The organism is Aliiroseovarius crassostreae, from assembly GCF_001307765.1.
GTDB lineage: Bacteria > Pseudomonadota > Alphaproteobacteria > Rhodobacterales > Rhodobacteraceae > Aliiroseovarius > Aliiroseovarius crassostreae.
This window is the reverse complement of record NZ_LKBA01000007.1, coordinates 81147-105512: the sequence shown is the minus strand read 5'-3', so window position 1 is coordinate 105512 and position 24366 is coordinate 81147. Positions and strand designations below refer to the sequence as shown.

Here is a 24366-nt window from a genome sequence, read left to right as displayed (position 1 = left end):
CGGTCGCAGCCGCGCCATCTGTTCGTCGGTCAGCCAAAAAAGATTGCTCATGATACCCCCTGAAAGTCTGGGGGGGTGAAGCATGCGACCAATGCGATCTCAAGCCGATTAATGGGGCCTGAGCCTAACTATAGGGGCGGACCACTTCAAAGGGGGAGGCTCAGCACTTCCCGATACCAGAGATGGCTAAATCATCTTTGTATGAAGTATCCTTCGTCAGAAAGGCGTTGGCCTGTTCGCCACCCAAACCACATCTATTGTCCGAACACGTCACTTTGAGGTCAATCTCGTCTCCCAAAAGATCAGAAGGCCAGAATTCGACGGCGAATGTGACTTCGAGATTGATACTGCCGTATCGGCATCTCTCCGAATGAGAAACGAGTCAATTGCGTTGGAAAGCAGTTCCTCAAAGACGACGTAAGGGTTTTTGCTCAACTTGGTGTTTTTGAGGCTGCCTCGAACATCTAGCGTCATGAACTGTCCACTTGGAAAACTATTTAAATTCTAGCGTACTGCCATCTTTTTGCAATGACGTTGGCTGCTACCCAAAAAGCAAAAATATAATAAAAATCAATATCTTGGTGCGGGCGGTGGGACTCGAACCCACACGGGCATTTGCCCAACAGATTTTAAGTCTGGTATGTCTACCATTCCATCACGCCCGCATCTGGCGTTGTCTTTAATTTTCAGTTCCGGGCCTATATCGGGCCTGAAAACAGTCTTCTCGTTGCAACGCCTTGTTCCGTATGCATTTTAACGCACAGACGCAAGGATTGTAAGTCTCCTGTGTCTACCATTCCACCACGCGGTCCCGCGGGATAGCGGACAGGTCTGTCAGACACATCCGCGTTGGTGGCGCGACAATACCGATTTGGCTGGCAAGGGCAAGCGCAATTGGGGGTTACAGTTCGATCCCGGGGAGACGCATGAGCATATGCCGTTCAGGCAACCAGGGATTGAGCTTCAGCGCGGCACGCAATTCATCCTGCGCCTCGTCCGCGCGCCCAAGCGCATGCAGCGTCAGCACCCGCCCGGCCCGGGCAGCCACATGGCGCGGATCAAGCGCAAGCGCCGCATCAAGATCCTCCAACGCCAGATCATAGCGCCCGGACAGAAACCGGGCGAACGCGCGCTGATTGAACCCTTCAGGGTAGGTCGGGCAATAGGTGATCAACTGGCCAAGAACGGTTTCGGCAGCCCGATAATCCGTCAGGCGAATCCCCTCGACACCTTCGGTGAGCAACGCCTGCGCCCGCGCATCGGGCGCCGTTTTCCAAAGCACCCACATCTGCGTAACAATTGGCCCCGCTTCACGGTCGGAACGCGCAGATTGCACCTCAGACAGCAACCCGTCGATCTTGACGGAAATATCATTGGGTGGCGGGCAGCTTTGGGCCTGCCCAAGAGCGGGCCAAAGTGTGAAACAGAAAAGAAGACAGGTCCCCAAGCGCATAGGGACAGCTTATCACACAGGTATATCCGGGCAAATCACAGTATCGTCAAAGCAGGAAACTGTGGGGAAATCAAAGGGAAAGGGCTTGACCCTCCTTCAAAAAACCCCCTGTATCCCCCCATGATACCAATCCGCGACCATAACCCTTCCCTGCGCGTGCCATATGTCACCTTCTGCCTGCTTGGAGTGAATCTGGTGGTCTTTCTGGCCATGTGGCCACTTCGCGGCGACGAGGCCGCCCTGGCGCAGGTTTATTACGGCTATGGCGCCGTGCCCCATGCGATCTTGCAGGGGGAAGGTTGGAGCAGCCTGTTCACCTCGATGTTTGTGCATGGGGGTTTTCTGCACTTCGCTGGGAACATGCTGTTTTTGTGGATCTTTGGAGACAATCTGGAAGATATCCTCGGGCATCTGCGTTTTTTGCTGTTTTACCTGGCCGCCGGGGTTGGGGCGACCTTGCTTCAGGTGCTGGTCGATCCCGCAAGCACCATTCCGATTGTCGGCGCCTCTGGGGCAATCGCCGGGATCATGGGAGGCTACCTGCTGTTATTTCCCCGCGCACAGGTCGATGTTCTTTTCATTATTGTCATATTTTTCAAGGTAATCCCTTTCCCGGCCTGGCTGATGCTGCTGATCTGGCTGGCCCTGCAGCTCTGGGGTGGCGTGGCCAGTCTCAACGCTCAGGGGGGCGTTGCCTATTGGGCGCATATCGGTGGGTTTGCCGTGGGGTTCGTTGCCATGCTGCCCTTCTGGTATCGACTGGGCGGCCCCGAGTACTGGCGGATCACCTTCGGCCACCCGGATCATCCTGTCGCCCATTATCGGTTTCAAAAAAGCCGGATCCCACAGGTTCGGCGATCTGAGCGAGGCGATAAAAGGTGACAGCTGGCGGAGCATGGCTTCCCCATCAAAAAAACCCGCAGCAATAAGCCACGGGGACACCACCTGCCACAGGTCAACACCGATAAAGGGCCTGGCCAGAGCGCGACCCGCCCAGTACTGCCCGTCAGGCTGTTCACTCTATCTAAAGCGTTTCGGGATAAACTTGACACACATGTTTATTCCGAAACGTACACAACATTGATACCTCTTGTAGCGTTTCGATTTTCCCCTGTCTCAGGTTAAAGTCGAAACGCTTTAAATCCAGACTGCTCCAATCCAAAGCGGATCAGTCCAGACCAAAATCATGCTTGGAGATGAACGCGCTGATCTCTTCGGCTTTGCCCGGCACATTGGTCGTGACCGAAGTCCCCACCCCCATACCAATCAACCCGATCAAGGCAACCAGAACGATCCAATCAACAGTAACGGCACCATCTTCGCTCTGCAAAAGGCGGCGCAAGCACGCAGGGGTTTGGGCAAAATAAGTCATACCGCAATTTATGGCGTCAAAATGGGGCCAAACTGTGAAACGGTTGCGGAAGTTTTAAGATGCACCTTGACCTGAATACGCTTTCAGCCTGAGGCAAGGAAATCCAGGATCCACATCCCCGGCGCGGGACATCTCATCCAGCGCAGGTTCAGACAAACGGCAAAGATCGGCTTGATCAAACGTCGCGGATGACTTTGGCAAATTTCTCGAACAGGGCTTCGTTAGCAACAACCAGTTCACCATCGTCAAGAATGTTCCCATCGGGGGAGATCGGTTCGACCAGCGCACCGGCTTCTTTTGCAATCACCAGGCCCGCTGCCAAGTCCCAGGCGTGCAGGCGACGTTCCCAAAACCCGTCATACCGACCGGCAGCAACATAAGCGAGGTCCAGCGCCGCCGAACCAAACCGGCGCACACCGGCCGTGGCAGGCAGCAGGCGCGCCAGATCCTGCAAGGTTTCCGGCAGGTCCGAACGCCCACCAAAGGGCAGGCCAGTGGCGAAGATCGCTTCGATCATCCGCATCCGACCGGACACGCGCAGACGCGACTGGTTAAGCCAGGCGCCAGCACCTTTTTCCGCCATGAACATCTCGTCCTTGGCGGCATCAAAGATCACACCGGCGACGATTTCACCCTTGTGTTCCAGGGCGATGGAAATCGCCCAGTGGGGCAGACCATGCAGGAAATTGGTGGTGCCATCCAGCGGATCAACAATCCAGCGACGGGTCGGATCCTTGCCCTCGATCTCTCCGCCCTCTTCGGCCAGCCAGCCATAGTTCGGCCGCGCCTCCATCAGCGTTTCACGAATGATCTTTTCGGCGGCAATATCGGCACGGCTGACAAAATCCCCCGCCCCTTTCATCGACACCTGAAGGTTCTCGACCTCGCGGAAATCCTTCACCAGGCTGCGACCCGCCTTGCGGGCGGCGGTGATCATCACATTGAGGTTGGCGCTGAATTGCATGGGGAGGGCTCCTTTGTATCAGATCGCGCGTATAAGCCCTGACGGGCCAGTTGCCAAGTTTTCTTATGCGGTTTGTGCCGTGAAAAACGCATAAGAGCTATGCGTTTCATGACAAGCCCCCCTCAGCGCTGCAATTTCACCGGCTCGGACCGGCACAGGCGCAGCATATGTGCCATGAAGGGCACCATGGTGTCCTCTTCGCGTGTGGCCGCATACATGCGTTTGAACAGCCCGTTTGCCGTCAGGCGTTTGGTCACGAAATCCGGGTTTGTCTTGGCACTGCGCAAGACCCAATCCGGCATCACCGCAACCCCCCGCCCTGCCCCGACCAGCATCAGGATCATCTCGGTCATCTCGACCTGTCGCACCGCGCGCGGTTCAACCCGCGCCGGTGTCAAAAGGGCTGTGAACAGGTCAATCTTGGCGCGTTCCACGGGATATGTCAGCACAAGTTCCTCTTCGAAATCTTCCGCCTCAATAAACGGGCGGTCCGCCAGCGGATGGCCGGATGCCGCCACAAATCGCGGTTCATAGTCAAAAAGTGGTGAAAAGGTGATGCCGGGCATCTCCACCGGATCAGAGGTGATCACAAGATCCACCTCCTCACGTCGCAGCGCCTCGATCGCGTCAAAGGCCAGCCGCTGCCGGATATCCAGATCCACTTCAGGCCAGGCGTGGCGCAACTTGTCCAGCACCGGAAACAGCCAGTCGAAACAAGCGTGGCATTCAATGGCGATATGCAGGCGCCCGGAGCGGCCTTCCTGCAACGCGCGAAACTCCTCTTCCACCGCCGCAATCTCGGGCAGCACCCGTTCGGACAGGCGCAGCAGTTTCATTCCCGCCGGGCTGAGCTTCATCGGCTTGGTCCGGCGATGAAACAGCTCCATCCCAACCTGATCCTCCAACCCCTTGATCTGGTGGCTCAACGCCGACTGGGTGATATGCAGCATATCCGCCGCCCGTGCCAGATTTCCTGCCTGATGGATCGCGCGGATGGTCCGCAGGTGTCGAAACTCCAGATACATGCAAGAACCTCATATTCTTTTTGAGAATTATGAATTTGTCTCACAAATAATTTTCGGGCACAAGGCGGATATCGAAATTCTCAATATCGTGAGGCCAAAATGACCACGCCGAATATCTCATTCGAGTTTTTTCCGCCCCAGTCGCTGGAAGCAAGCTGGAGGCTCTGGGACACTGTGCACGATCTGGCCCCGATGGACCCGAAATTTGTGTCCGTAACCTATGGCGCCGGGGGCACCACCCGCGACCTTACCCATGACGCAGTGGGGGTGATCCACAAGCAATATGGCCTGAATGTCGCCGCCCACCTGACCTGCGTGGACGCAACCCGCGAAGACACCCTTAAGATCGCCCGGGATTATGCCAAGGTCGGCGTGACCGAGATTGTTGCCCTGAGAGGAGATCCCCCCAAGGGCAGCCAGGGCTTCACCGCCCATCAGGACGGTTTCGCCAGCTCGGTTGAACTGGTCGAAGCCCTTGCGGATGCGGGGGGTTTCCATATCCGTGTCGGCGCCTACCCGGAACCGCATCCCGAAGCAGATGGCCTGCAGGCCTGTGTGGACTGGCTGAAAAAGAAAATCGACGCGGGGGCGAATTCTGCCATTACCCAGTTCTTCTTTGAAGCAGACACCTTCCTGCGGTTCCGCGATGCCTGTGAAAAGGCCGGCATCACCGCACCGATCATTCCCGGCATCCTGCCGATTGAAAACTGGAATGGGGTGAAGAAATTCGCAACCCGCTGTGGCACATCGGTTCCGGCCTGGCTGGAAGACGCGTTTGAAAAGGCCAAGCGGGACGGGCGTGAGGATCTGCTGTCAACGGCGCTCTGCACCGAGCTCTGCTCTGACCTGCTGGATGAGGGGGCTCAGGACCTGCATTTCTACACGCTGAACAAACCTGCCCTGACACGCGACGTCTGTCATGCGCTGGGTGTGACCCCCAAGGTGCAGCTGCAAAACGTGGCCTGATCGGGCTAGTTCATTGCTGGGAGGGCGATCCAGCCCCCCATGAAGGGCGTCACATGTGCTGTGACGCCCTTTGTCACTTTCAGTGTCTCTTCCGGCATCTGTTCCGATGACATCCGCCTGCACATGCGCCCCTGTATCCGGCGCCGCTGCGTCACACTTGCCTCTTGCACGCCCAACCTCCCACTCTGAAACCGCAACAGGATTACCGACAAAATGTGAGAGACGGAGCCATCATGTATACAGCGACTTCCATGGACGGGCTCCTGACCGGAGAGGCTCTGACCCGGATATCCGGGCTAGAGTTCATGCAAGGAATGCTTGAGGGAACCCTGCCCCGGCCTCCGATTTCCACCGGGTTGAACTACCATCTGCACAGTGTCGAAGACGGCAAAGTCGCGTTTCGCGGCACCCCCGAATTTGATCACTGCAATCCGATGGGAACGGTTCATGGCGGTTGGTATGGCACACTTCTGGACAGCTGCATGGCCTGCGCCGTGATGACCAAAGTTCCACGAGGTTCAGTTTACACCACCTTGGAATACAAGGTGAATATCGTCCGCCCCATTCACCCCGGCACCGAGGTGGAGGCAATTGGCATCACGCAGCATAGCGGACGATCAACCGGTGTGGCGATTGGCGAGCTGCGCGGCGTGGCCGATGGACGGCTCTACGCCACCGGCTCCACCACTTGCATCATCATGAAAAGGGCCTGATCCCCCGGAAACCCCTCAGCCCCCCCAAGACGATAAGTTCTGCAGATCCTGCACCGTCACAAGATCCAACACCCCATACCCGTTGAACCGTGTCGCCATGGCAAAGGAATAGGCGCCCATGCCGTCAAACAGCACAATGTCGCCTTCAGCCAATCCTTCCGGCAAAGGCATCGGGTCCGGCAACCGGTCGATCGAATCGCAGGTTGGCCCATAGATCACACGTGGTGTCAGGGCATCCTCAAATCCCGTCCCATCGGCCCGCAGACATCGCATCCGGTTCACCGTGCCGATCTGTGGGGCCTCAGCCAGTGCGCCATAAATTCCGTCATTCAAAAACACATCCCCGTTGTCACGCACCGCCTTGACCCGTGTGGCCAGCGTAAAGGCATCCGCCACCATCGCCCGCCCCGGTTCGCAGACAAGCTGCGGGGGTGTTGCGCCAAAGCTTTTTTCGACGGCATCGTGAATGGCATCAAAGATGCGTTCCAGATCCGGAGCCACGCCCCGGTTGGCGGCAAATCCGCCCCCCACATTCAAACGTGACAGCGTGACACCGGCCGCCTCGGCAATATCCGCGCAGACTTCGATATAATGCACCCAGGCGGCGGGATCGGCACATTGCGTTCCGGGGTGGAACGTCATCGAGGGGACAAACCCCGCCGCGGCCACCTGTTTCAACAGCTCCGCCGCCAGTTCCGGGTCCGCGCCGAATTTTTCGCCAAAATGATAAGCGGCCCCTTCCACGGGAAGGCAGAGACGCACGGACATCTCGATCCCCTCGGGCGGGACGCGCCTGCGCAGTTTTTCAAATTCACGAAGACTGTCCACCGAATAGGACGCCACCCCCATTTCAACCGCAAAGTCGATCTCCTCGGGGCTGCGCACGGGATTGTTGTAATGCATCACCACATCCGGTGAGACCGCCCGAAGCGCCCTCATCTCGGCCGGGCTGGCAACATCAAAGGCGCTCAGCCCGGCTGCCACGAGGTTTTCCAACACCACCGGCAGATCGTTTGCTTTGACGGCATATGTCACAACCCCATCAAAACCTTGAACAAACCGACGCGCAGTTGCCTGAAGAACTGCAGGGGCAAAATAAAGGACGGGCCCTTTGGGAGCCTCCAGTTTCAGATGTGACAGGACTGTTGTCCAAATGGAAGGTTGCTTGCTCATGTGATCCTCTTGCGCGAGTTGATTTAAGTATTTCGCTGTGCGCCGTCAGATTCTAGTGTCATACTGAGCAATGTGGCATTAATTAACGGGCGAAATGACACCTTGAGGAAACAAATGGACGAGACCGATCGCGAACTTATAGCGCAACTTGAGCAAAACGCCCGCCTGCCCGTGGCAACCCTGGCCCGCCGTCTTGGGCTTGCGCGCTCAACAGTACAGGCCCGTATTGAACGGATGGAGGAAAAGGGGATCATCGCAGGCTATGCGCTGAAACTTGGCGACGAGGCACGGGGGGATCTGATTCGCGCCACGGTGCTGATCTCGATCGAGCCGAGATCGACAGTGGCCGTGGTCGCCCGCCTCAAGACATTGCCCCAGGTGGAACGCGCCCATACGGCCTCCGGGCGGTTTGATATGGTCCTGCAACTGGCCGCATCTTCGCCCACGCAGCTCGATCTCGCCCTGGATGCCATCGGCGAAATCGACGGGGTCAAGGGGTCAGAAAGCCTGATCCACCTCTCGACGCGGATAGATCGCCTGGGGTAAACCACGAAAAAACAATGTCATTCCGTAACGAGGCCACCTTATGATTATCACCGTCCCCACCTCTCCGATCGAAGGTCAGATCCCCGGCACGTCGGGCCTGCGCAAGAAAACGGCGGTCTTTTCGGCCCCCGGCTATCTGGAGACCTATGTGCAGGCCACGCTGAATGCGGTGGGGGCTGCGGGAAAGACATTTGTGGTCGGCGGGGACGGGCGGTTCTTCAATCGAGAGGCCATCGCGGTGATCCTGCGCATGGCGGCAGCAAATGGTGTGCGCAAGGTGATTGTCGGGCAAGATGGCATCCTGTCCACACCGGCGGCAAGCCACCTGATCCGCAAATGCGGGGCTGATGGCGGCTTCATTCTGTCGGCCAGCCATAACCCGGGGGGACCCAACGGTGATTTTGGTCTGAAATACAATATCGCAAATGGTGGTCCCGCCCCCGAGGCGGTGACGGATGCCATCATTAAGGCGGCCCAAAATATCTCGGAATATCATCTGATTGACCGGGACGCCCCGGTCCTTTCCGGAATCGGCATCAGCCAGCTTGGAGAGATGGAGATCGAGGTGGTCGATCCGGTATCCGACTACGCTGCCCTGATGGAAGACCTGTTTGATTTCGACGCAATCCGCGCCCTGATTGCGGGCGGGTTTTCGTTGCGCTTTGACGCCATGCATGCGGTCACCGGCCCTTATGCCCATGAGATCCTGGTGAACCGGCTGGGGGCATCGCGCAAAACCGTGCTGAACGGCACCCCCAGCGAGGATTTTGGCGGCGGACATCCTGATCCCAACCCGGTCTGGGCAAAACCTCTTTATGATCTGATGATGGGGCCGGATGCCCCGGACTTTGCCGCCGCTTCCGATGGGGATGGGGATCGCAACATGATCTTGGGGCGCGGGATTTACGTCACCCCATCCGACAGCCTGGCCGTTTTGGCGGCCAATGCGCATCTGGCACCGGGATATGCGGGCGGCATCAGGGGAATTGCCCGTTCCATGCCCACCTCGGGCGCGTCGGATCGCGTGGCGGAGGCGTTGGGGGTCGACGCATTTCAGACCCCAACCGGCTGGAAGTATTTCGGCACACTCCTGGATGCGGGACGTGCCACCCTGTGCGGAGAGGAGAGCGCAGGCACCGGCTCGGATCATGTCCGCGAAAAAGATGGGCTTTGGGCCGTGCTTTTGTGGCTGAACATTCTCGCCGTTCGCAAACAGCCTGTCGCCGACATCCTGACCGCGCATTGGGCGCGGTTCGGGCGCAACTATTATTCGCGCCATGATTACGAGGCAGTGGATGCCGCCATCGCCAACCGGGTGATGACCGGTCTTGAGGCTCAGTTCCCCACCCTTGCCGGGCAGAGATTTGGAGCACTGACAGTCGCGCGCGCCGAAAGCTTTTCCTATGTCGATCCGGTGGATGGCAGTGAAACCAGCGGCCAGGGATTAATCATAAGTTTTGAGTGCGGCGCACGGTTTATGATGCGCCTGTCGGGGACCGGCACGGAAGGGGCAACCATCCGGGTCTATCTGGAAAGCTACGAGGGGCCGCAGGGGGATCACTCACATGATGCGCAGGACGCTCTTGCGGGTGTGATTGCCGCCTGTGAACAGATTGCGGGGATCCGGCAGGCGTCGGGGCGCAGCGGCCCCGATGTGATCAGCTGAACGAAGGGGCGTTGCCCCTCGGGCTGCGCCCTCACCCAAGGATATTTGAGACAAGGAAAAGAGAGCGGGCCCGCGCCCTCTTTCCCTTTTGGCTTTCAGCCGCTAAACCCCAATCAACACATGAAATGACGGGACAGAACCCATGGCCATGGACAAGACATTTGACGCAGGCGCAGCGGAAGCGCGGATTTACCGGAACTGGGAAGAGGCAGGGGCCTTCAAGGCGGGCGCCAATGCCAAGCCGGGAGCAGACAGTTTCACCATCATGATCCCGCCGCCCAATGTGACCGGTGCGCTGCATCTGGGCCACGCGTTCAACAACACGCTGCAGGATATCCTGACCCGCTGGCACCGGATGCGCGGATACAATACGCTTTGGCAGCCCGGTCAGGACCACGCAGGCATCGCCACCCAGCTTCAGGTCGAAAAGATGCTGGCCGAAACTCAGCAACCCGGCCGCCGCGATCTGGGCCGCGAGAAGTTTCTTGAGAAGGTCTGGGAATGGAAAGGCCAATACGGCTCGACCATCATTGAACAGCTGAAACGTCTTGGCTCCACCTGCGACTGGTCGCGCAACGCCTTCACCATGGCCGGTGCGCCGGGCGATCCGCGCGTGGGCCACGAGAACTCGGCCAACTTCCATGACGCCGTTCTGAAGGTCTTCGTCGATATGTATGACAAGGGCCTGATCTATCGCGGCAAGCGTCTGGTCAACTGGGACCCGCATTTCGAGACCGCGATTTCTGATCTTGAGGTCGAGAATATCGAAGTTGCAGGCCATATGTGGCATTTCAAATACCCGCTGGCCGGTGGCGCGACTTATACCTATGTCGAGAAGGACGAGGACGGGAACGTCACGCTGGAAGAAGAGCGTGATTACATTTCCATCGCCACGACCCGCCCGGAAACCATGCTGGGCGACGGCGCGGTTGCGGTGCACCCCGATGACGAACGCTATGCGCCCATCGTGGGCACACTGTGCGAAATCCCCGTGGGTCCGAAAGAGCATCGCCGCCTGATCCCGATCATCACCGACGAATATCCAGATATGAACTTTGGCTCGGGCGCGGTGAAGATCACCGGCGCACATGATTTCAACGACTATCAGGTCGCCAAGCGGGGCGAGATCCCGATGTATTCGCTGATGGACACGCGCGGCCATATGCGCGCCGACGGGCGCCCCTATGCCGAAGAAGCAGAGATTGCCCAGCGCATTGCAAATGGCGAAGAAGATTTCGACGAAGCAAAGATCGCCGCGATGAACCTGGTGCCTGATGAGTTCCGTGGCCTGGACCGGTTCGAGGCGCGTAAACTGGTTGTGGAGCAGATCACCACGGAAGGTCTGGCCGTGATGATCGAGGAGACCCGCGAAGATGAGGGCAACCTGATCACCGAAACCGTGCCTTACGTGGAAAACAAGCCGATCATGCAGCCCTTTGGCGACCGATCAAAGGTTGTGATCGAGCCGATGCTGACCGATCAGTGGTTCGTGGACGCCGAAAAGATCGCAGGCCCCGCACTGGACGCGGTCCGCAACGGCGACGTGAAAATCCTGCCCGAAAGCGGCGAGAAGACCTTTTATCACTGGCTGGAAAACATCGAGCCCTGGTGTATCTCTCGCCAGCTGTGGTGGGGTCACCAGGTGCCCGTCTGGTACGGGTTTGACCTGACCGCCAACGGGTATGTGGATGACGAACAGGACGGTGCAATTGACATCGTGGAAATGGGGCGGCTGATGCTGGAGCAGGATTTCCTGCCCGGTCATGAGAAATCCGCCTGTGCGGCAAGTTTTGACGACGTGGCAAATCGGTTTGCCGATGGCCTTGCCGGTCTGCCCACGCCCCTGAACGCCGCCCGCGTGGTTGAAGTAGACGACCGCGCCACTGCAATCCACGTCTTTGCAGAAGCCTTGGCCCAATACGAGATGGAGCAGGACCCGACCAAACTGGTCTACCCGGTCTGGCGCGACGCGGATGTGCTCGACACCTGGTTCTCATCGGGTCTGTGGCCCTTCGGCACGCTGGGCTGGCCGCAGGACACAGATGAGCTCAATGCCTATTTCCCTGGCGACGTGCTGATCACGGGTCAGGACATTCTGTTCTTCTGGGTGGCCCGGATGATGATGATGTCTCAGGCGGTCTGCGGCAAAAACCCGTTCCACACGGTCTATCTGCACGGGTTGGTCCGTGACGAGAAGGGCAAGAAAATGTCCAAGACCACGGGCAATGTGATCGACCCGCTCGAGATCATTGACGAATATGGCGCGGATGCTTTGCGGTTCACCAACACCGCCATGGCCTCGATCGGGGGCGTGTTGAAAATGTCGAAGGACCGCGTGGCGGGCTATCGCAATTTCGGCACCAAGATCTGGAACGCTGCACGCTTTGCCGAGATGAATGAATGCAAACCGAGTGCGGAGTTTGATCCTGCAACGGCCACGCAGACCGTGAACCGCTGGATCATCTCGGAAACGGCCAAGATCCGTGCCGATGTGGACGAAGCGCTGGCCGCTTACCGCTTCAACGACGCGGCGCATGGTTTGTATGCCTATGTCTGGGGCAAGGTCTGCGACTGGTATGTGGAATTTTCCAAGCCGCTCTTGAATGCGGAAGACCCTTCAGTGGTGGCCGAAACCCGCGCCACCATGGCCTGGGTGATCGACCAGTGTCTGGTCCTTTTGCACCCGATCATGCCTTTCATCACCGAGGAGCTGTGGACGCAGATTGCTCCGCGCAAGACGATGCTGATCCATGCCGACTGGCCTGAATATGGCGCGGAACTGGTGGATGAAGACGCTGCGCGTGAAATGAACTGGGTGATTTCGCTGATCGAAAACATCCGCTCGGCGCGGTCGCAGATGCATGTCCCCGCCGGTCTGAAAATCCCGGTGATCCAGCAGGAACTGGATGCAGCGGGGCGCAAGGCGCTTGCAGAGAATATCGGCCTGGTTCAGAAAATGGCGCGCGTGGACAGCATCACCGAAATGGCGGACCTGCCCAAAGGCTGCATCACGGTGGCGGTTGACGGGGGAACCTTTGCCCTGCCCCTTGCCGATATCATTGACGTGAATGAGGAAATTGCGCGGCTGGAGAAGACGCTGGGCAAGCTCGGCAAAGAACTCGGCGGATTGCGCGGTCGGTTGAAAAACCCGAAATTTTCCGAAAGCGCCCCGGCAGAGGTGGTGGCAGAAACCCGCGCGAACCTCGCGGCACGCGAAGCCGAGGAAGAGGTTTTGAAAACCGCGCTCGACCGGTTGAAAGAGATCGACTAAGGCGTTTCCGGTTATTGTTGGATCACAGCAATAACTGAAACGCTTTAATTACCAAGAATATCTAGAAAGCCGGGTTTAGCGCCCGGCTTTTTGTTTGTTTCAAGGGGCTTTGCCCCTCACCTCTTCGAGGCTCACCCCAGAGTATTTGAGCCAAGAAGAAAGCAGGGCTTGTCCCCAATCGTTGCGGCTGCTCTAACTGGGGCATGACCAAAATCTATGCCCGCCTCACCCCGCTCGCCGACAGTTTGCCTGCTTCTGTTCCTTTTGTCGGGCCGGAGGCGCAGGAGCGGGCGCGCGGGCGGGCATTTCTGGCCCGTTTGGGGGCCAATGAAAATGTTTTTGGCCCCTCGCCAAAGGCCGTTGCGGCAATGCAGGCGGCTGCTAGCGAGGCTTGGATGTATGGCGATCCGGAAAGTCATGAGCTGCGCCATGCACTGGCAGCGCATCATGGGATCGCGGCGGAGCACATCATGGTTGGTGAAGGGATTGATGGGTTGCTGGGCTATCTGGTCCGGTTGCTGATCGGTCCGGGTGACAAGGTTGTCACCTCAGAAGGGGCGTATCCGACCTTTAATTACCACGTTGCCGGATTTGGCGGCGCATTGGTCACGGTGCCTTATTGCGATGATCATGAGGACCCGGAGGCACTGGTGGCAAAGGCAACTGAAACCGGGGCCAAGCTGGTTTATCTTGCCAATCCCGACAACCCGATGGGGAGCTGGCATGACGGCCCCCGTGTACAGGCCATGATTGAGGCCCTGCCGGAAGGCTGCCTGCTGGTGCTGGATGAGGCCTACGCAGAGTTCGGGCCGGACGGCATGATGCCGGATCTGGTCCCCGAAGATCCGCGCGTCATTCGTTTCCGCACCTTTTCAAAGGCCTATGGGCTGGCAGGTGCGCGGGTGGGATACGCCATTGCAGCCAAACCGCTGATCACAGCCTTCAACAAGATCCGCAACCATTTCGGTATGAGTAGGATCAGTCAGGCGGGGGCGCTGGCCGCGCTTGAAGATCAGGACTACCTCAGGCAGACTCTGGACAATGTTGCGGCCGCCCGCCGTCGCATCGGTGACATTGCGGTGGCCAATGGGTTGACCGCCTTGCCTTCGGCCACGAATTTCGTGTCCATTGACTGTGGGCATGATGGCGCATTTGCCCTGGATCTGGTAGCGGCTTTGATCGCACGGGACATCTTTGTCCGCATGCCTTTTGCCGCGCCGCAAAACCGCTGCATTCGCGTCTCTGCCGGCCGCCCCGAAGACCTTGACGCGTTTGGAGCAGCCCTGCCTGATGCCTTGCAGGCGCTGCAAAACACCTGATCCAGCCCATCCCGGCGGGTCCGTGCCCCAAATCAGGGTCGTTTGCCCCAGCAAGCACATTCCCGCGCGGGCGTCTTCAACATGGGGAGCTGAGCGCCATTCCATTGCCATACACGCCTTTGCTTCAAGGACGACACAGTTGTGTTGCTCAAACATGCAAACCCGTTTGAGCGGTTTACAATCTCTGCGATGCGCACGCGCTTGTCTGCCCCTCATGAAAAAGCTACACCGGATACGAGTTTACGGAGCAGGCGATGCTGTCGAGTTTATATGCCAAGATCAGATCCAGAGACCGGGCGTGGAAACGCAGCATCGGCCCTGATATCTCGACCCCCGCATTGCGACGCAACGGGCGGCTTTATTGCGCGGTGATCGACCATTCCTACATTCGCCGTTTCATCCCGAACCGTTACAAACTGTCCGACGAGGCCTGGCGCTCCAACCAACCTGACCCTGTGCATTTTCCGCGCCTGGCCGAAATCGGCATCAAATCGGTGATCAATCTGCGCGGGGCGCGGCCCTATCCCTATTATTCCTTCGAAAAAGAGGCCTGCGCCGATTATGGCATGGCGCTTTATGACCTGCAGCTGAATGCCAAGCGCCTTTTGTCGCGTGAGATTTATCTGGAGCTATTTGATCTGATGGACAAGGTCGAAAAGCCGATGCTGATCCATTGCAAATCAGGAGCAGACCGCACCGGTCTGGCCGCCGCCTTTTACCTGATCGACTATATGGGGGCCCCGGTCGAAGAGGCTGCCAGACAGCTTTCAATCAAATATGCGCATCAAAGCTGGACCAAGGCCGGTATTCTGGATCACATGATTGCCGCCTATGCTGCACATATCAAAACTCAGCCCATGCCGATCCGTGACTGGATCCGGGATCACTATGACCCTGAAACCCTGACCGCCTCGTTTCAGGCCAACCGAAAGATGTACCCCAACCGATGAGTGACACCACCCGTGATCCGATGATCCGCTGGCTCTGGCGCGACTATCTGCGCGCCTATCGCCTTCCTTTGATTGTGGCCGTCCTGCTGATGGCGCTGGAAGGGTCGGCCCTTGGCGCCTTGAGTTACATGATCCAACCCATGTTTGACACCGCTTTTTCTGGCGGAACCACCGGGTCGATTGCGCTGGTTGCGATCCTTGTTGCCGGCATTTTCATCATGCGCGCCATTTCCGCCTTCGGGCACAAGGTTCTGATGGTCTATGTGGGTCAACAGGTGGCAGCCCGGCTGCAGGGGGACATGGTTGCGCATATGCTGACACTTGACAGCAGCTATTTCCGCGACAATTCACCCGGCACCCTGATGGAGCGCGTGCGTGGGGATGTGCAGGCCACCGCCAATATCTGGGAGGTCATCCTGTCCGCCCTCGCCCGCGACGTGGTGTCCTTGATTGCACTTTTGGGGGTTGCGCTCTGGATTGACTGGCTTTGGGTCCTGATCGCCGTGGCCGCAGCCCCCATTCTGATCCTGCCCATGAACATCCTGCAAAAGAAAGTGCGCAAGACCACACGTAACAGTCGCACGGCGGCGGCGCAGATCTCGACCCGCCTGGATGAACTGTTTCACGGTATTAATCAGGTCAAGCTGACAGGGACCGAAGATCGGGAAGAAAACCGGATCGTCACGAATATCCAGAAATATGCGGGGCTGCATCTGAAAAGCCAGGCCAACCGCTCCGGCATCATCGCCATGGTCGACATCATTGCCGCTGTCGGTTTCTTTGGCGTGCTGTTCTATGGCGGGCTGCAGATCGTGGATGGCGACAAGACCGTGGGCGAGTTCATGTCTTTCTTCACCGCCATGGCGCTGGTGTTTGACCCGTTGCGCAATCTTGGCAAGGTGTCCGGCGCCTGGCAGGCGGCACTGGCCAGCCTTGAACGGATCCGGGAAATCTTCGACACCAAACCCACCATCACCTCGCCCGCGGCGCCAAAAGGTCTGGCGCACCCCGCGCGTGATGCGGATATTGAGCTGAAAAACGTGAACTTCTCCTATGGCGACACACCGGTTCTGCGCGGTGCAAGCTTCACGGCCAAGGCAGGTCAGACCACCGCGCTTGTCGGGGCCTCCGGGGCGGGGAAAAGCACGGTTTTCAACCTTCTGACCCGACTGGCCGACGCCGATAGCGGGGCCATCACCATTGGCAAGGCGGATGTCACCTCACTGCCGCTGGAGCAGTTGCGCGGGCTGTTTTCCGTGGTCAGCCAAGAGGCCCTTCTGTTTGACGAAACCCTGCGTGACAATATCCTGATGGGGCGTGAAACCGTAGACGAAGCCCTGCTGAACCACGCCCTCAAGGCCGCCCATGTGGATGACTTCCTGCCCCGTATGGAGAACGGCCTTGATACGCAGGCCGGGCCGCGTGGCTCCAACCTCTCTGGCGGTCAGCGCCAGCGGATCGCCATAGCCCGCGCCGTCCTGCGTGACGCCCCCGTCCTGCTGTTGGACGAGGCGACCTCGGCACTGGATGCGAAGTCCGAGAAGCTGGTGCAGGAGGCTCTGGACGAGCTGTCACAGGGCCGCACCACCCTGGTCATTGCCCACCGTCTTTCTACCATTCAGGCGGCGGACAAGATTGTCGTGATGGATCAGGGACAAGTGGTGGATCAGGGCACCCATGAAGAGCTGCTTGAACGGGGTGGTATTTACGCCCAGCTCCATGCGTTGCAATTCAAGGATAGCGGCCCCACAGCTGAAGAGGCCGCCTCCCGCAAGCTCCGCCAGCAGAAAAAGGTGGATACCCCCAAAAGATTCAGCCTCAAACGCCTGTTTGGCTTTGGGCGCAGCTAAAGGACGCAACATGAGCAATTCTGCCCAACGCACGGTGCTGCGCATTTCCGGCGCGGACCGGGTGCCCTTTTTGCAAAACCTTGTCACCAATGACGTGGACCGGCTGGAAAATGGCATGGTCTATGCGGCCCTTCTGACCCCACAGGGCAAATATATTGCCGATTTCCTGCTGATCCCGGCCGGTGACAGCATTCTTCTGGATGTGAACCGCGATTTTGCCAAAGCTCTGACCCAGCGACTGAACATGTATCGGCTGCGCGCCGATGTCCAAATCGAAGAGACCTCCCTCTCTCCCTCTCGCGGTCTGGGCCCGGCCCCGGAGGGGGGCTTTGTCGATCCGCGCCACCCGGATCTGGGCTGGCGCAGCTATGATGGCCGCCCCTCGGAAGAGGTGGATTGGGATGCAATCCGCGTGGCACATGTCATCCCGGAAACTGGCATTGAGCTAGGGCCGGACAGCTATATCCTTGAGGCTGGTTTCGAACGGCTGCATGGGGTGGATTTCCGCAAAGGCTGCTATGTGGGCCAGGAGGTTACGGCGCGGATGAAACACAAGACCGAGCTGCGCAAAGGGCTGGTGCAGGTCGCAATCACGGGCACCGCCCCCGTGGGCAGCGAGATCACCTCGGACGGAAAAGCGGCCGGTACGCTGTTCACCCAATCCGGTGACCGGGCGATTGCCTATCTGCGGTTTGACCGCGCCCAAGGTGAGATGCAGGCCGGGGATGCCAGGATCCTGTGGAGCAACTGAACGCCACGTATGGCAGCAAATCTGGCAAAGGGGCGCTGCCCCTCGCCTCTTCGAGGCTCACCCCGAGGTATTTCCGGCAAGAAAAAAGCAGGCGCCGGTGGTGAGGAGTGATCAGAGGGAGCCCCCAAATCGTGGCGTTTGCGGCGCATAGGCCCAATGCCCCGAGGGAATGCCGTCCAGCGTCCAATCACCGATGCGATAGCGGATCAGGCGCAAGGTCGGATGTCCCACCGCTGCTGTCATCCGTCGCACCTGGCGGTTTCGCCCCTCTCGAATGGTGAGTTCGATCCAGCTATCGGGGACGGATTTGCGTTCCCGAATGGGGGGGATGCGTGGCCAGAGGGTTTTGGGTTCATCCATCAGGCGCGCCTTGGCGTGGCGGGTACGCCCGTCTTTCAGGTCAACCCCTTTCCGAAGTGCATTTAGCGCGTCTTCATCCGGGATCCCTTCAACCTGCGCCCAATAGGTTTTTTCTAGCTTAAACTTCGGATTGGCAATCTTGGCCTGAAGACCCCCATTGTCCGTCAACACCAGCAGGCCCTCGCTGTCGCGATCCAGACGCCCTGCCGCGTAAACCTTGGGGATATTGATGTAGGTCGACAGGGTCTCACGCGGACTGCCTTCAGTGCCTTTGTCGGTAAATTGCGACAAGACGTTGAAAGGTTTATTGAACAGGATGGTTGTCATGGCGGTCCTCAAAAACCAAAAAGGCAGGGCCTACAGCCCTGCCTTTCTTGCATGTCATCACGCGAAGGCTCAGGCGCGCTCCGAATATTCCATGGTCTCGGTGTTGACCACAATCGCCTCGCCGGTTCCCACGAAGGGCGGCACCATCACGCGCACACCATTGTCCAGCAGCGCGGGTTTGAACGAGTTGGCAGCAGTCTGACCTTTGACGACCGGTTCGGTCTCCTCAATCGTGCAGGTCACTTTCTGAGGCAAGGTCGCATTCAGCGCCTCAGCTTCATAAAACTCCACCACGATGGTCATGCCGTCTTGCAAAAACGGGCGCCGTTCCCCCAGCAGGTCCGCCGGGATCTGGTTCTGCTCATAGGTTTCCGTGTCCATGAAGATCAGCATGCCGTCATCTTCATAGAGGAACTGCTGGTCTTTCTGCTCAAGGCGCACGCGCTCAACCTTGTCCGCGGAGCGGAACCGTTCGTTCAGCTTCGAGCCATTGCGCAGGTTTTTCAGCTCGACCTGCGCGAACGCGCCGCCTTTTCCGGGTTTCACGTGATCGACCTTCACAGCCGCCCAAAGGCCGCCATTATGCTCCAGCACATTACCTGGGCGAATTTCATTACCGTTGATCTTGGGCATGTTAATTGACCTTTAAGAGGTTGTAATTCGTTGCTGTGCACCTATATCTTGGCGGTCTTGCCCATGCAAGACAACGATATCCTGATCTGGGGCGCGGGGCATGCAATCCTGCACATGTTTAACGCTTTGTAACAGCCATGCGACAAGAGCATGGCAGCCATGCGCCACAAGGGATACCGAATCGCGGCGAAAAAGCCATATTGGCCGAACGCCTTGGGAGCGCAAGAGCAAGAATATAAAAAAGGACAACGCATGTTGGACTCCGTAGACGGTACTGCATTCAACCACGAACAGGGCAACCGCGCGCGCAAACTTTTTGCCGCCGTTGTTCTGGCTGCCCTCGACGATGCGATTGCAGATGACAAGAAATACGGCAATGGGCCGGATCAGATCGCCCGCTGGGCCCGTTCGCGGGACGGGCGTGAAGTGCTGAGCTGTGCCGGCATCGACCCGAATGAACGGGTGGTCAAGGGCCTGATGGAATTTGTTGGCAAAGGGATCCGCACCTCGGTTGCCCTGTCACGCGAAGAAAGCGAGCGCCGCAACGCGCTGGCCGCTGAAGCCGCCTGATCTGGCGCCTTTCAGACTTGGAAATACGCACCCTTTCGGGGGTGCGTTTTCTTTTGTCGCTCTCTTCACCTTGCCCGTCGCCAAAAGGCTGGGCAGCGCGGCCAAAACCCCCTAAGGATCTGGCATGACAAAATCCATCATGATCCAGGGCGCGGGCTCAAACGTTGGCAAATCCATGCTGGTGGCAGGGATTGCACGTGCTTTTGTGAAACGAGGCCTCAGGGTCGCCCCGTTCAAACCGCAAAACATGTCAAACAATGCCGCCGTCACCATTGATGGCGGAGAGATCGGTCGCGCCCAGGCGCTGCAGGCGCGGGCCTGCGGTCTTCCCCCGGTGGTGGACATGAACCCGGTGCTTTTGAAGCCGGAGACCGACACTGGTGCCCAGGTGATTGTGCAGGGGAAACGTCTGACCACGCTCAGGGCACGGGATTATGGCAAGATGAAATCCAGCCTGATGCCGAAGGTTCTGGAAAGCTTCAACCGTTTGAAATCAGAGGCGGATCTTCTCCTTGTCGAAGGTGCAGGAAGCCCGGCAGAGGTCAACCTGCGCGCGGGCGACATTGCCAATATGGGGTTTGCAGAAGCGGCGGACCTGCCGGTGGTGCTGGCCGGTGACATTGACCGCGGCGGGGTGATTGCCCAACTGGTTGGCACCCATGCGGTTCTGCCGCCTGCAGACCGTGACCGGATCAAGGCTTTTCTGGTGAACAAGTTTCGCGGGGATGTGACCCTGTTTGCCGAGGGTGCCGCCGAAATTGCAGACCGCACCGGATGGGCCGATCTCGGCACCCTGCCCTGGTTTGCCGATGCCTGGCGCCTGCCTGCCGAAGATGTGCTCGACATTACCACCCGTCAGGGCGGCACGTTCAAAATCGTGGTCCCGAAACTTGGGCGCATTGCCAATTTCGACGACCTCGACCCGTTGGTAAACGAACCGGATGTCACGGTTGAGATCATCGAGCCGGGCCGACCCCTGCCCCTTGATGCCGACCTGATCCTGATCCCCGGTTCAAAATCCACGATCGCGGATTTGGCCGAGTTTCGCGCACATGGCTGGGACATTGATCTATCGGCCCATATCCGGCGCGGTGGCGATGTTTTGGGAATTTGCGGCGGCTATCAGATGCTGGGACGCGAAATCCGGGATGACGATGGGATTGAAGGCCCTCCGGGACGGGTTCCGGGGCTTGGCCATCTGGACGTTGTCACCCGACTGGAACCCAAAAAGACCCTCGCCCTGACCACCGCCATGGACCGGATCAGCGGCGAAACGGTGGAGGGATATGAAATCCATCTTGGCCAAACCGATGGCGCGGATTGCAACCGGGCCTGGCTGGACATCGGTGCACGCCGCGAGGGGGCGATGAATGAAACCGGGCGGGTGCGCGGTTGCTATCTGCACGGGTTGTTTTCAGCGGATGGCTTCCGACGCCATTACCTGCAATCGCTTGGCGCAACAGTGACGCCGAACGGGTATGAAGCGCAGGTAGAGGCCACACTTGACGCTCTGGCTGATCATGTCGAGGCTCATCTGGACCTCGATATGCTTTACGATCTGGCGCAGTAACGCCTTACTCAAGAGAGCGGAGGGTCAGGGCGCGTTCCACTTCGCGGCGCACCAGACGGCGCACGTTGCGGGTAATCTTTTCCCCCACCGCCCCCTGCAGCTCTTCACGAACCAGACGCATCACCAGGTCACGCAGCATATCTTCGTCAATCAGGTCGGTCTCCGCCTGATCCTCTGCAAAGAGCGTCGTGTCCTCATCATCCGCAGAAGCCGCCTCGGCCACACCGTCGATATTTTTGTCTTCTTCAATGAAGGCGGCAAGTTCCGCGTCCAAGTCGTCCAAGTCCTGATTTGATACCGGCGTCTCGTCCTGCTCATGAGAGGGCGCGCTGTCCGGTTGTGCCGCATCCATGTGGGTCTGCGCGCGGCGGCGCAGGAAAATACCCGGCCCCAGATCCTCGACCGCATCCCCCAGATCGGGTTCAAATTCGACGTGGCTGTCATTCACCGCGGCTTCAAGCTCCGCCACGCGATGCTCCAAGCCTGAATTATCCTCGACCTCACTGGCCGCGGCGTCAGACGTCATGTCCTCCACACTCGCCACGACGACAGTGGTTTCCTCTGATGCCTCCGGTTCAGCCTGTGCGCTGGTCGAGACAAATGCGTCCTCAGCTGGATCGAGGCTCTCACCGCCTTCCGCTCCCTCAACCGCATCACCCTGCGGGGCCGCAAAGGTGGGGTGATCTTCGGCAAGGTCGCCCGCATCCGTCGGAGACTGCTCCAGTACACCAACGCCGCCCTCTCCCTGATCACTCTCAACCGCAGGCTCTGGCGTCACCTCATGACCGTTCTGCTCCATCCCGGCCTCAAGGCGCGGGTCCGAAAACGCCTCATCCGTGGGAACATCCCCCTCTTCCGCGCCGGGATCTTCAACCGTGTCTGCGATCCCATCCTCCTGCGCAAGGTTGAGGGGGCGATGCAGGAACATGACATCATCATCGGTCTGGGTTGGGAAGTCCTCAGCATCGCCTCGCCCCTCCGCGACCTCATCACTGTCCACCAGAAAGGCGTCTTCCATCACCTCATGTATCGCGTCTTCCGACACCGGGGTTTCCGTGCGCTCTGGCGCATCCATCCCTGTTGTATTCTCATGCACGCGAAAGGCAGGTGTCAGGACGAGTTTGTCGACAGTTTCAGTTGAGGGCACGCGCCCCTGAGATTGGCCTTGGGCGCTCTGTCCGGATCCATTCAGGCCAGATCCATTCAGGCCGGATCCATTCTGGCCTGCAGGCTGGGGGGCCGGATTTTCCGAGACGAGACGACGGATCGAAGACAGGACATCTTCGATATCTGCGTTGGAAACGGGATCTGACATGCCTGACTACCTGCTATAAACTGTTATTTTTCCCGGTCCCGCCGGGATTTACCGGGTCAGTTTACAGGGCGGGCTTGATTCTCACAACAGAGCTTAGGCGCAGCTCCCCGCGCCCAAAATGTTGGAATGCACCGCTTATCAATCTGGCCGTTTCAACCTGGACAGTGCAATCACTGCCGCCCAAGGATCGAAATAATCGCATCCAGGCGCTCGCCCTGAGGGCTGATCTTACGCACGGGTGCGTTGCGCACAGCGTTATAATAGGCCTCTGCATCATAGCTGACGACACCGAGGTTCAGGTGTTCCGCCGTCAACAGCCCCATCGAGGCGAGCAGCGAATACGCCGCAAGATAGCGGCTCGACTGGGCGGAGATCCGCGCGGCCTCGGCATTGCGCAGCGCCTGTTCGGCATTCAGCACATCCAGCGTCGTGCGTGAGCCAAGCGTAGCTTCCTCACGGGTGCCGCGCAAGGCAACCCGGCCTGCCCGGATCTGACGGTCCGTTGCCTCAAGGCTGGCAGTGGCAATGGCCATCTGCGACCAGGCATTTGCGACCTCCTGATCAACGGCAAGACGGGCCAGCTGCAATGCTAAACGGGCCTGTTCAGCCTGTGCAATCGCCTTACGGTAGGTCGCGGACTGGCGCCCACCTGCGTAAAGGTCCCCACTAAGGGACAGACCAATCTCATTGTTGAAATTGGCCCCGATGCCATCATCAATCCGGTCGGTCAATGTGGTTGATGCCCCAACGCGCAAAGAGGGTTTCATCGCAACCCTCGCCCGCTCGATCCCGAGATCCGCGGCGGCCACCTGATACTGGGCTGCCCGGATATTGGGGTGCCGAGCACGGGCAATGGATTGCGCCTCACTCAGAGATTTTGCGGTTTTCGGGAAAGGGGGCGTGCCGGGCATGCTGTTGGGCAAATGACCGATGGCGGCGCGATATTCCTCGCGGGCGATGGCCCGCTGCCCCTGCGCAGCCACTTCATCCGCGCGGGCCGAGGCAAGACGGGCCTGTGCGTTGGCCACATCTGTCTGCGTGACCTCTCCGACTTCGAACCGATCCTGGGCCGCGCGTAATTCCTGCGTCAGGACCCGAACAGAATTAGCCTGCAGGGTTGCATTCTCATTGGCGGAACGGACATTCAGAAACGCCTGCACCGCCCGCAACAGAACATTCTGCTCGACCCCGACAAGCGCCTCACGGGTGGCAAGCACAATCTGCTTCTGCGCCTCGACACCCATCTGGCTGCGACCAAAATCATAAAGCAGCAAGCTTGCACTCAGTTCCGCACTATTGGCACGACCGCTGGGCGCAGGTCCTGCCCCATCAATGTCCTTCCAACCATGGGACAGGGAATACTGGATCACCGGTCGCAGCGCGGAGAGGGCAATTGCCACATCCTCATCCGCTGCCCGCAACACGGCCTGGTTCTGCTGCAAAAGGCCGCTGTTCTTATAGGCAGAGGCCATGGCGTCCGCCAGGCTCTCAGCCCAGGCCCCCTGTGTCATGGCCATAATTGCGGCCGCAGTTACCCCAGCAAATTTTCCTTTGAAACCCATGATATATTCA

Annotated in this window: 21 protein-coding genes and 1 tRNA gene; 12 read left to right on the top strand and 10 right to left on the bottom strand. The window is 58.7% G+C overall.

The features are described 5' to 3' along the window. Positions 1 to 579: 579 nt before the first annotated feature. Both AKJ29_RS10700 and AKJ29_RS10695 read right to left on the bottom strand, forming a co-directional pair. Positions 580 to 665 (bottom strand) — tRNA-Leu (locus AKJ29_RS10700). Between the two features lie 236 nt (positions 666 to 901). Beyond that, on the bottom strand, positions 902 to 1453 hold the full coding sequence (locus AKJ29_RS10695; RefSeq protein ID WP_055190741.1) for a tetratricopeptide repeat protein: 552 nt from the start codon (positions 1451 to 1453) through the stop codon (positions 902 to 904). Positions 1454 to 1573: 120 nt separating this feature from the next. Here AKJ29_RS10695 and AKJ29_RS10690 point away from each other — a divergent pair, with 120 nt between their 5' ends. After that, positions 1574 to 2335: a rhomboid family intramembrane serine protease gene (locus AKJ29_RS10690; protein ID WP_055190739.1), complete on the top strand. Its 762-nt coding sequence runs from the start codon at positions 1574 to 1576 to the stop codon at positions 2333 to 2335. Positions 2336 to 2621: 286 nt separating this feature from the next. Here AKJ29_RS10690 and AKJ29_RS10685 read toward each other — a convergent pair whose 3' ends face one another. The 3 genes from AKJ29_RS10685 to AKJ29_RS10675 form a co-directional block, all read right to left on the bottom strand. After that, complete coding sequence (locus AKJ29_RS10685; RefSeq protein ID WP_055190736.1) at positions 2622 to 2825, bottom strand: Flp family type IVb pilin; 204 nt, start codon at positions 2823 to 2825, stop codon at positions 2622 to 2624. 175 nt (positions 2826 to 3000) lie between these two features. Beyond that, positions 3001 to 3789 carry an inositol monophosphatase family protein gene (locus tag AKJ29_RS10680; RefSeq protein ID WP_055190734.1) on the bottom strand — a complete coding sequence of 263 codons (789 nt, stop codon included), beginning with the start codon at positions 3787 to 3789 and terminating at the stop codon, positions 3001 to 3003. A 122-nt stretch (positions 3790 to 3911) separates the two neighbouring features. Next, positions 3912 to 4814, bottom strand: a complete 903-nt coding sequence (locus tag AKJ29_RS10675; RefSeq protein ID WP_055190732.1) for a LysR family transcriptional regulator — start codon at positions 4812 to 4814, stop codon at positions 3912 to 3914. Between the two features lie 99 nt (positions 4815 to 4913). On the opposite strand from AKJ29_RS10675, the gene metF reads away from it, so the two are divergent. Next, positions 4914 to 5780 (top strand): methylenetetrahydrofolate reductase [NAD(P)H], encoded by an 867-nt coding sequence (gene metF / locus AKJ29_RS10670; protein WP_055190730.1) that lies wholly within the window; start codon positions 4914 to 4916, stop codon positions 5778 to 5780. Positions 5781 to 6013: 233 nt separating this feature from the next. After that, complete coding sequence (locus tag AKJ29_RS10665) at positions 6014 to 6493, top strand: PaaI family thioesterase (protein WP_055190728.1); 480 nt, start codon at positions 6014 to 6016, stop codon at positions 6491 to 6493. A 15-nt stretch (positions 6494 to 6508) separates the two neighbouring features. On the opposite strand, the gene AKJ29_RS10660 is transcribed toward AKJ29_RS10665, so the two are convergent. Continuing rightward, a complete protein-coding gene (locus tag AKJ29_RS10660; RefSeq protein ID WP_055190726.1) occupies positions 6509 to 7666 on the bottom strand; it encodes a type III PLP-dependent enzyme in 1158 nt (385 codons plus the stop codon). A gap of 114 nt (positions 7667 to 7780) precedes the next feature. Between AKJ29_RS10660 and AKJ29_RS10655 the strand changes: the two genes are divergently transcribed. The 7 genes from AKJ29_RS10655 to ygfZ all read left to right on the top strand — a co-directional run bounded on the left by AKJ29_RS10655 (position 7781) and on the right by ygfZ (position 18019). Beyond that, positions 7781 to 8212 (top strand): Lrp/AsnC family transcriptional regulator, encoded by a 432-nt coding sequence (locus AKJ29_RS10655; RefSeq protein WP_055190724.1) that lies wholly within the window; start codon positions 7781 to 7783, stop codon positions 8210 to 8212. Between the two features lie 40 nt (positions 8213 to 8252). Then, entirely contained in the window at positions 8253 to 9878 is a 1626-nt protein-coding gene (locus AKJ29_RS10650) for an alpha-D-glucose phosphate-specific phosphoglucomutase (protein WP_055190721.1), read from the top strand. Between the two features lie 142 nt (positions 9879 to 10020). Continuing rightward, positions 10021 to 13149 carry a valine--tRNA ligase gene (locus AKJ29_RS10645; RefSeq protein WP_055190719.1) on the top strand — a complete coding sequence of 1043 codons (3129 nt, stop codon included), beginning with the start codon at positions 10021 to 10023 and terminating at the stop codon, positions 13147 to 13149. A gap of 203 nt (positions 13150 to 13352) precedes the next feature. Continuing rightward, entirely contained in the window at positions 13353 to 14468 is a 1116-nt protein-coding gene (locus tag AKJ29_RS10640) for a pyridoxal phosphate-dependent aminotransferase (protein ID WP_055190717.1), read from the top strand. A 254-nt stretch (positions 14469 to 14722) separates the two neighbouring features. After that, positions 14723 to 15418 carry a phosphatase domain-containing protein gene (locus AKJ29_RS10635; protein ID WP_055190715.1) on the top strand — a complete coding sequence of 232 codons (696 nt, stop codon included), beginning with the start codon at positions 14723 to 14725 and terminating at the stop codon, positions 15416 to 15418. Next, positions 15415 to 17268, top strand: a complete 1854-nt coding sequence (locus tag AKJ29_RS10630; protein WP_074963691.1) for an ABC transporter ATP-binding protein — start codon at positions 15415 to 15417, stop codon at positions 17266 to 17268. Before AKJ29_RS10635 ends, AKJ29_RS10630 begins: the two co-directional genes overlap by 4 nt. Before the next feature lie 10 nt (positions 17269 to 17278). Beyond that, positions 17279 to 18019: a CAF17-like 4Fe-4S cluster assembly/insertion protein YgfZ gene (gene ygfZ / locus AKJ29_RS10625; RefSeq protein ID WP_055190713.1), complete on the top strand. Its 741-nt coding sequence runs from the start codon at positions 17279 to 17281 to the stop codon at positions 18017 to 18019. A gap of 111 nt (positions 18020 to 18130) precedes the next feature. On the opposite strand, the gene AKJ29_RS10620 is transcribed toward ygfZ, so the two are convergent. Together AKJ29_RS10620 and efp are read right to left on the bottom strand one after the other, a co-directional pair. Continuing rightward, the gene (locus tag AKJ29_RS10620) at positions 18131 to 18706 is read right to left on the bottom strand and encodes an rRNA large subunit pseudouridine synthase E (protein WP_055190711.1); all 576 of its coding nucleotides are present in this window, start codon (positions 18704 to 18706) and stop codon (positions 18131 to 18133) included. Between the two features lie 69 nt (positions 18707 to 18775). Next, positions 18776 to 19339 (bottom strand): elongation factor P, encoded by a 564-nt coding sequence (gene efp / locus AKJ29_RS10615; protein ID WP_055190709.1) that lies wholly within the window; start codon positions 19337 to 19339, stop codon positions 18776 to 18778. Between the two features lie 252 nt (positions 19340 to 19591). Between efp and AKJ29_RS10610 the strand changes: the two genes are divergently transcribed. Then, complete coding sequence (locus AKJ29_RS10610) at positions 19592 to 19909, top strand: DUF6280 family protein (RefSeq protein WP_055190757.1); 318 nt, start codon at positions 19592 to 19594, stop codon at positions 19907 to 19909. A 124-nt stretch (positions 19910 to 20033) separates the two neighbouring features. Beyond that, positions 20034 to 21479 carry a cobyric acid synthase gene (locus AKJ29_RS10605; RefSeq protein ID WP_055190707.1) on the top strand — a complete coding sequence of 482 codons (1446 nt, stop codon included), beginning with the start codon at positions 20034 to 20036 and terminating at the stop codon, positions 21477 to 21479. A 4-nt stretch (positions 21480 to 21483) separates the two neighbouring features. Here the strand turns inward: AKJ29_RS10605 and AKJ29_RS10600 are convergent, their stop codons facing one another. Further along, positions 21484 to 22794 carry a hypothetical protein gene (locus tag AKJ29_RS10600; protein ID WP_055190705.1) on the bottom strand — a complete coding sequence of 437 codons (1311 nt, stop codon included), beginning with the start codon at positions 22792 to 22794 and terminating at the stop codon, positions 21484 to 21486. 170 nt (positions 22795 to 22964) lie between these two features. Then, positions 22965 to 24356, bottom strand: coding sequence for a TolC family outer membrane protein (locus AKJ29_RS10595; RefSeq protein WP_055190755.1), 1392 nt, complete (start codon positions 24354 to 24356; stop codon positions 22965 to 22967). Positions 24357 to 24366: the final 10 nt, after the last annotated feature.

Coding starts and splice junctions, on each gene's coding strand:
- AKJ29_RS10695 (WP_055190741.1), bottom strand. CDS start 1,453: ATGCGCTTGGGGACCTGTCTTCTTTTCTGTTTCACACTTTGGCCCGCT.
- AKJ29_RS10620 (WP_055190711.1), bottom strand. CDS start 18,706: ATGACAACCATCCTGTTCAATAAACCTTTCAACGTCTTGTCGCAATTT.
- AKJ29_RS10630 (WP_074963691.1), top strand. CDS start 15,415: ATGAGTGACACCACCCGTGATCCGATGATCCGCTGGCTCTGGCGCGAC.
- ygfZ (WP_055190713.1), top strand. CDS start 17,279: ATGAGCAATTCTGCCCAACGCACGGTGCTGCGCATTTCCGGCGCGGAC.
- AKJ29_RS10655 (WP_055190724.1), top strand. CDS start 7,781: ATGGACGAGACCGATCGCGAACTTATAGCGCAACTTGAGCAAAACGCC.
- AKJ29_RS10605 (WP_055190707.1), top strand. CDS start 20,034: ATGACAAAATCCATCATGATCCAGGGCGCGGGCTCAAACGTTGGCAAA.
- metF (WP_055190730.1), top strand. CDS start 4,914: ATGACCACGCCGAATATCTCATTCGAGTTTTTTCCGCCCCAGTCGCTG.
- AKJ29_RS10665 (WP_055190728.1), top strand. CDS start 6,014: ATGTATACAGCGACTTCCATGGACGGGCTCCTGACCGGAGAGGCTCTG.
- AKJ29_RS10600 (WP_055190705.1), bottom strand. CDS start 22,794: ATGTCAGATCCCGTTTCCAACGCAGATATCGAAGATGTCCTGTCTTCG.
- AKJ29_RS10675 (WP_055190732.1), bottom strand. CDS start 4,814: ATGTATCTGGAGTTTCGACACCTGCGGACCATCCGCGCGATCCATCAG.
- AKJ29_RS10595 (WP_055190755.1), bottom strand. CDS start 24,356: ATGGGTTTCAAAGGAAAATTTGCTGGGGTAACTGCGGCCGCAATTATG.
- AKJ29_RS10680 (WP_055190734.1), bottom strand. CDS start 3,789: ATGCAATTCAGCGCCAACCTCAATGTGATGATCACCGCCGCCCGCAAG.
- efp (WP_055190709.1), bottom strand. CDS start 19,339: ATGCCCAAGATCAACGGTAATGAAATTCGCCCAGGTAATGTGCTGGAG.
- AKJ29_RS10690 (WP_055190739.1), top strand. CDS start 1,574: ATGATACCAATCCGCGACCATAACCCTTCCCTGCGCGTGCCATATGTC.
- AKJ29_RS10650 (WP_055190721.1), top strand. CDS start 8,253: ATGATTATCACCGTCCCCACCTCTCCGATCGAAGGTCAGATCCCCGGC.
- AKJ29_RS10635 (WP_055190715.1), top strand. CDS start 14,723: ATGCTGTCGAGTTTATATGCCAAGATCAGATCCAGAGACCGGGCGTGG.
- AKJ29_RS10685 (WP_055190736.1), bottom strand. CDS start 2,825: ATGACTTATTTTGCCCAAACCCCTGCGTGCTTGCGCCGCCTTTTGCAG.
- AKJ29_RS10645 (WP_055190719.1), top strand. CDS start 10,021: ATGGCCATGGACAAGACATTTGACGCAGGCGCAGCGGAAGCGCGGATT.
- AKJ29_RS10610 (WP_055190757.1), top strand. CDS start 19,592: ATGTTGGACTCCGTAGACGGTACTGCATTCAACCACGAACAGGGCAAC.
- AKJ29_RS10660 (WP_055190726.1), bottom strand. CDS start 7,666: ATGAGCAAGCAACCTTCCATTTGGACAACAGTCCTGTCACATCTGAAA.
- AKJ29_RS10640 (WP_055190717.1), top strand. CDS start 13,353: ATGACCAAAATCTATGCCCGCCTCACCCCGCTCGCCGACAGTTTGCCT.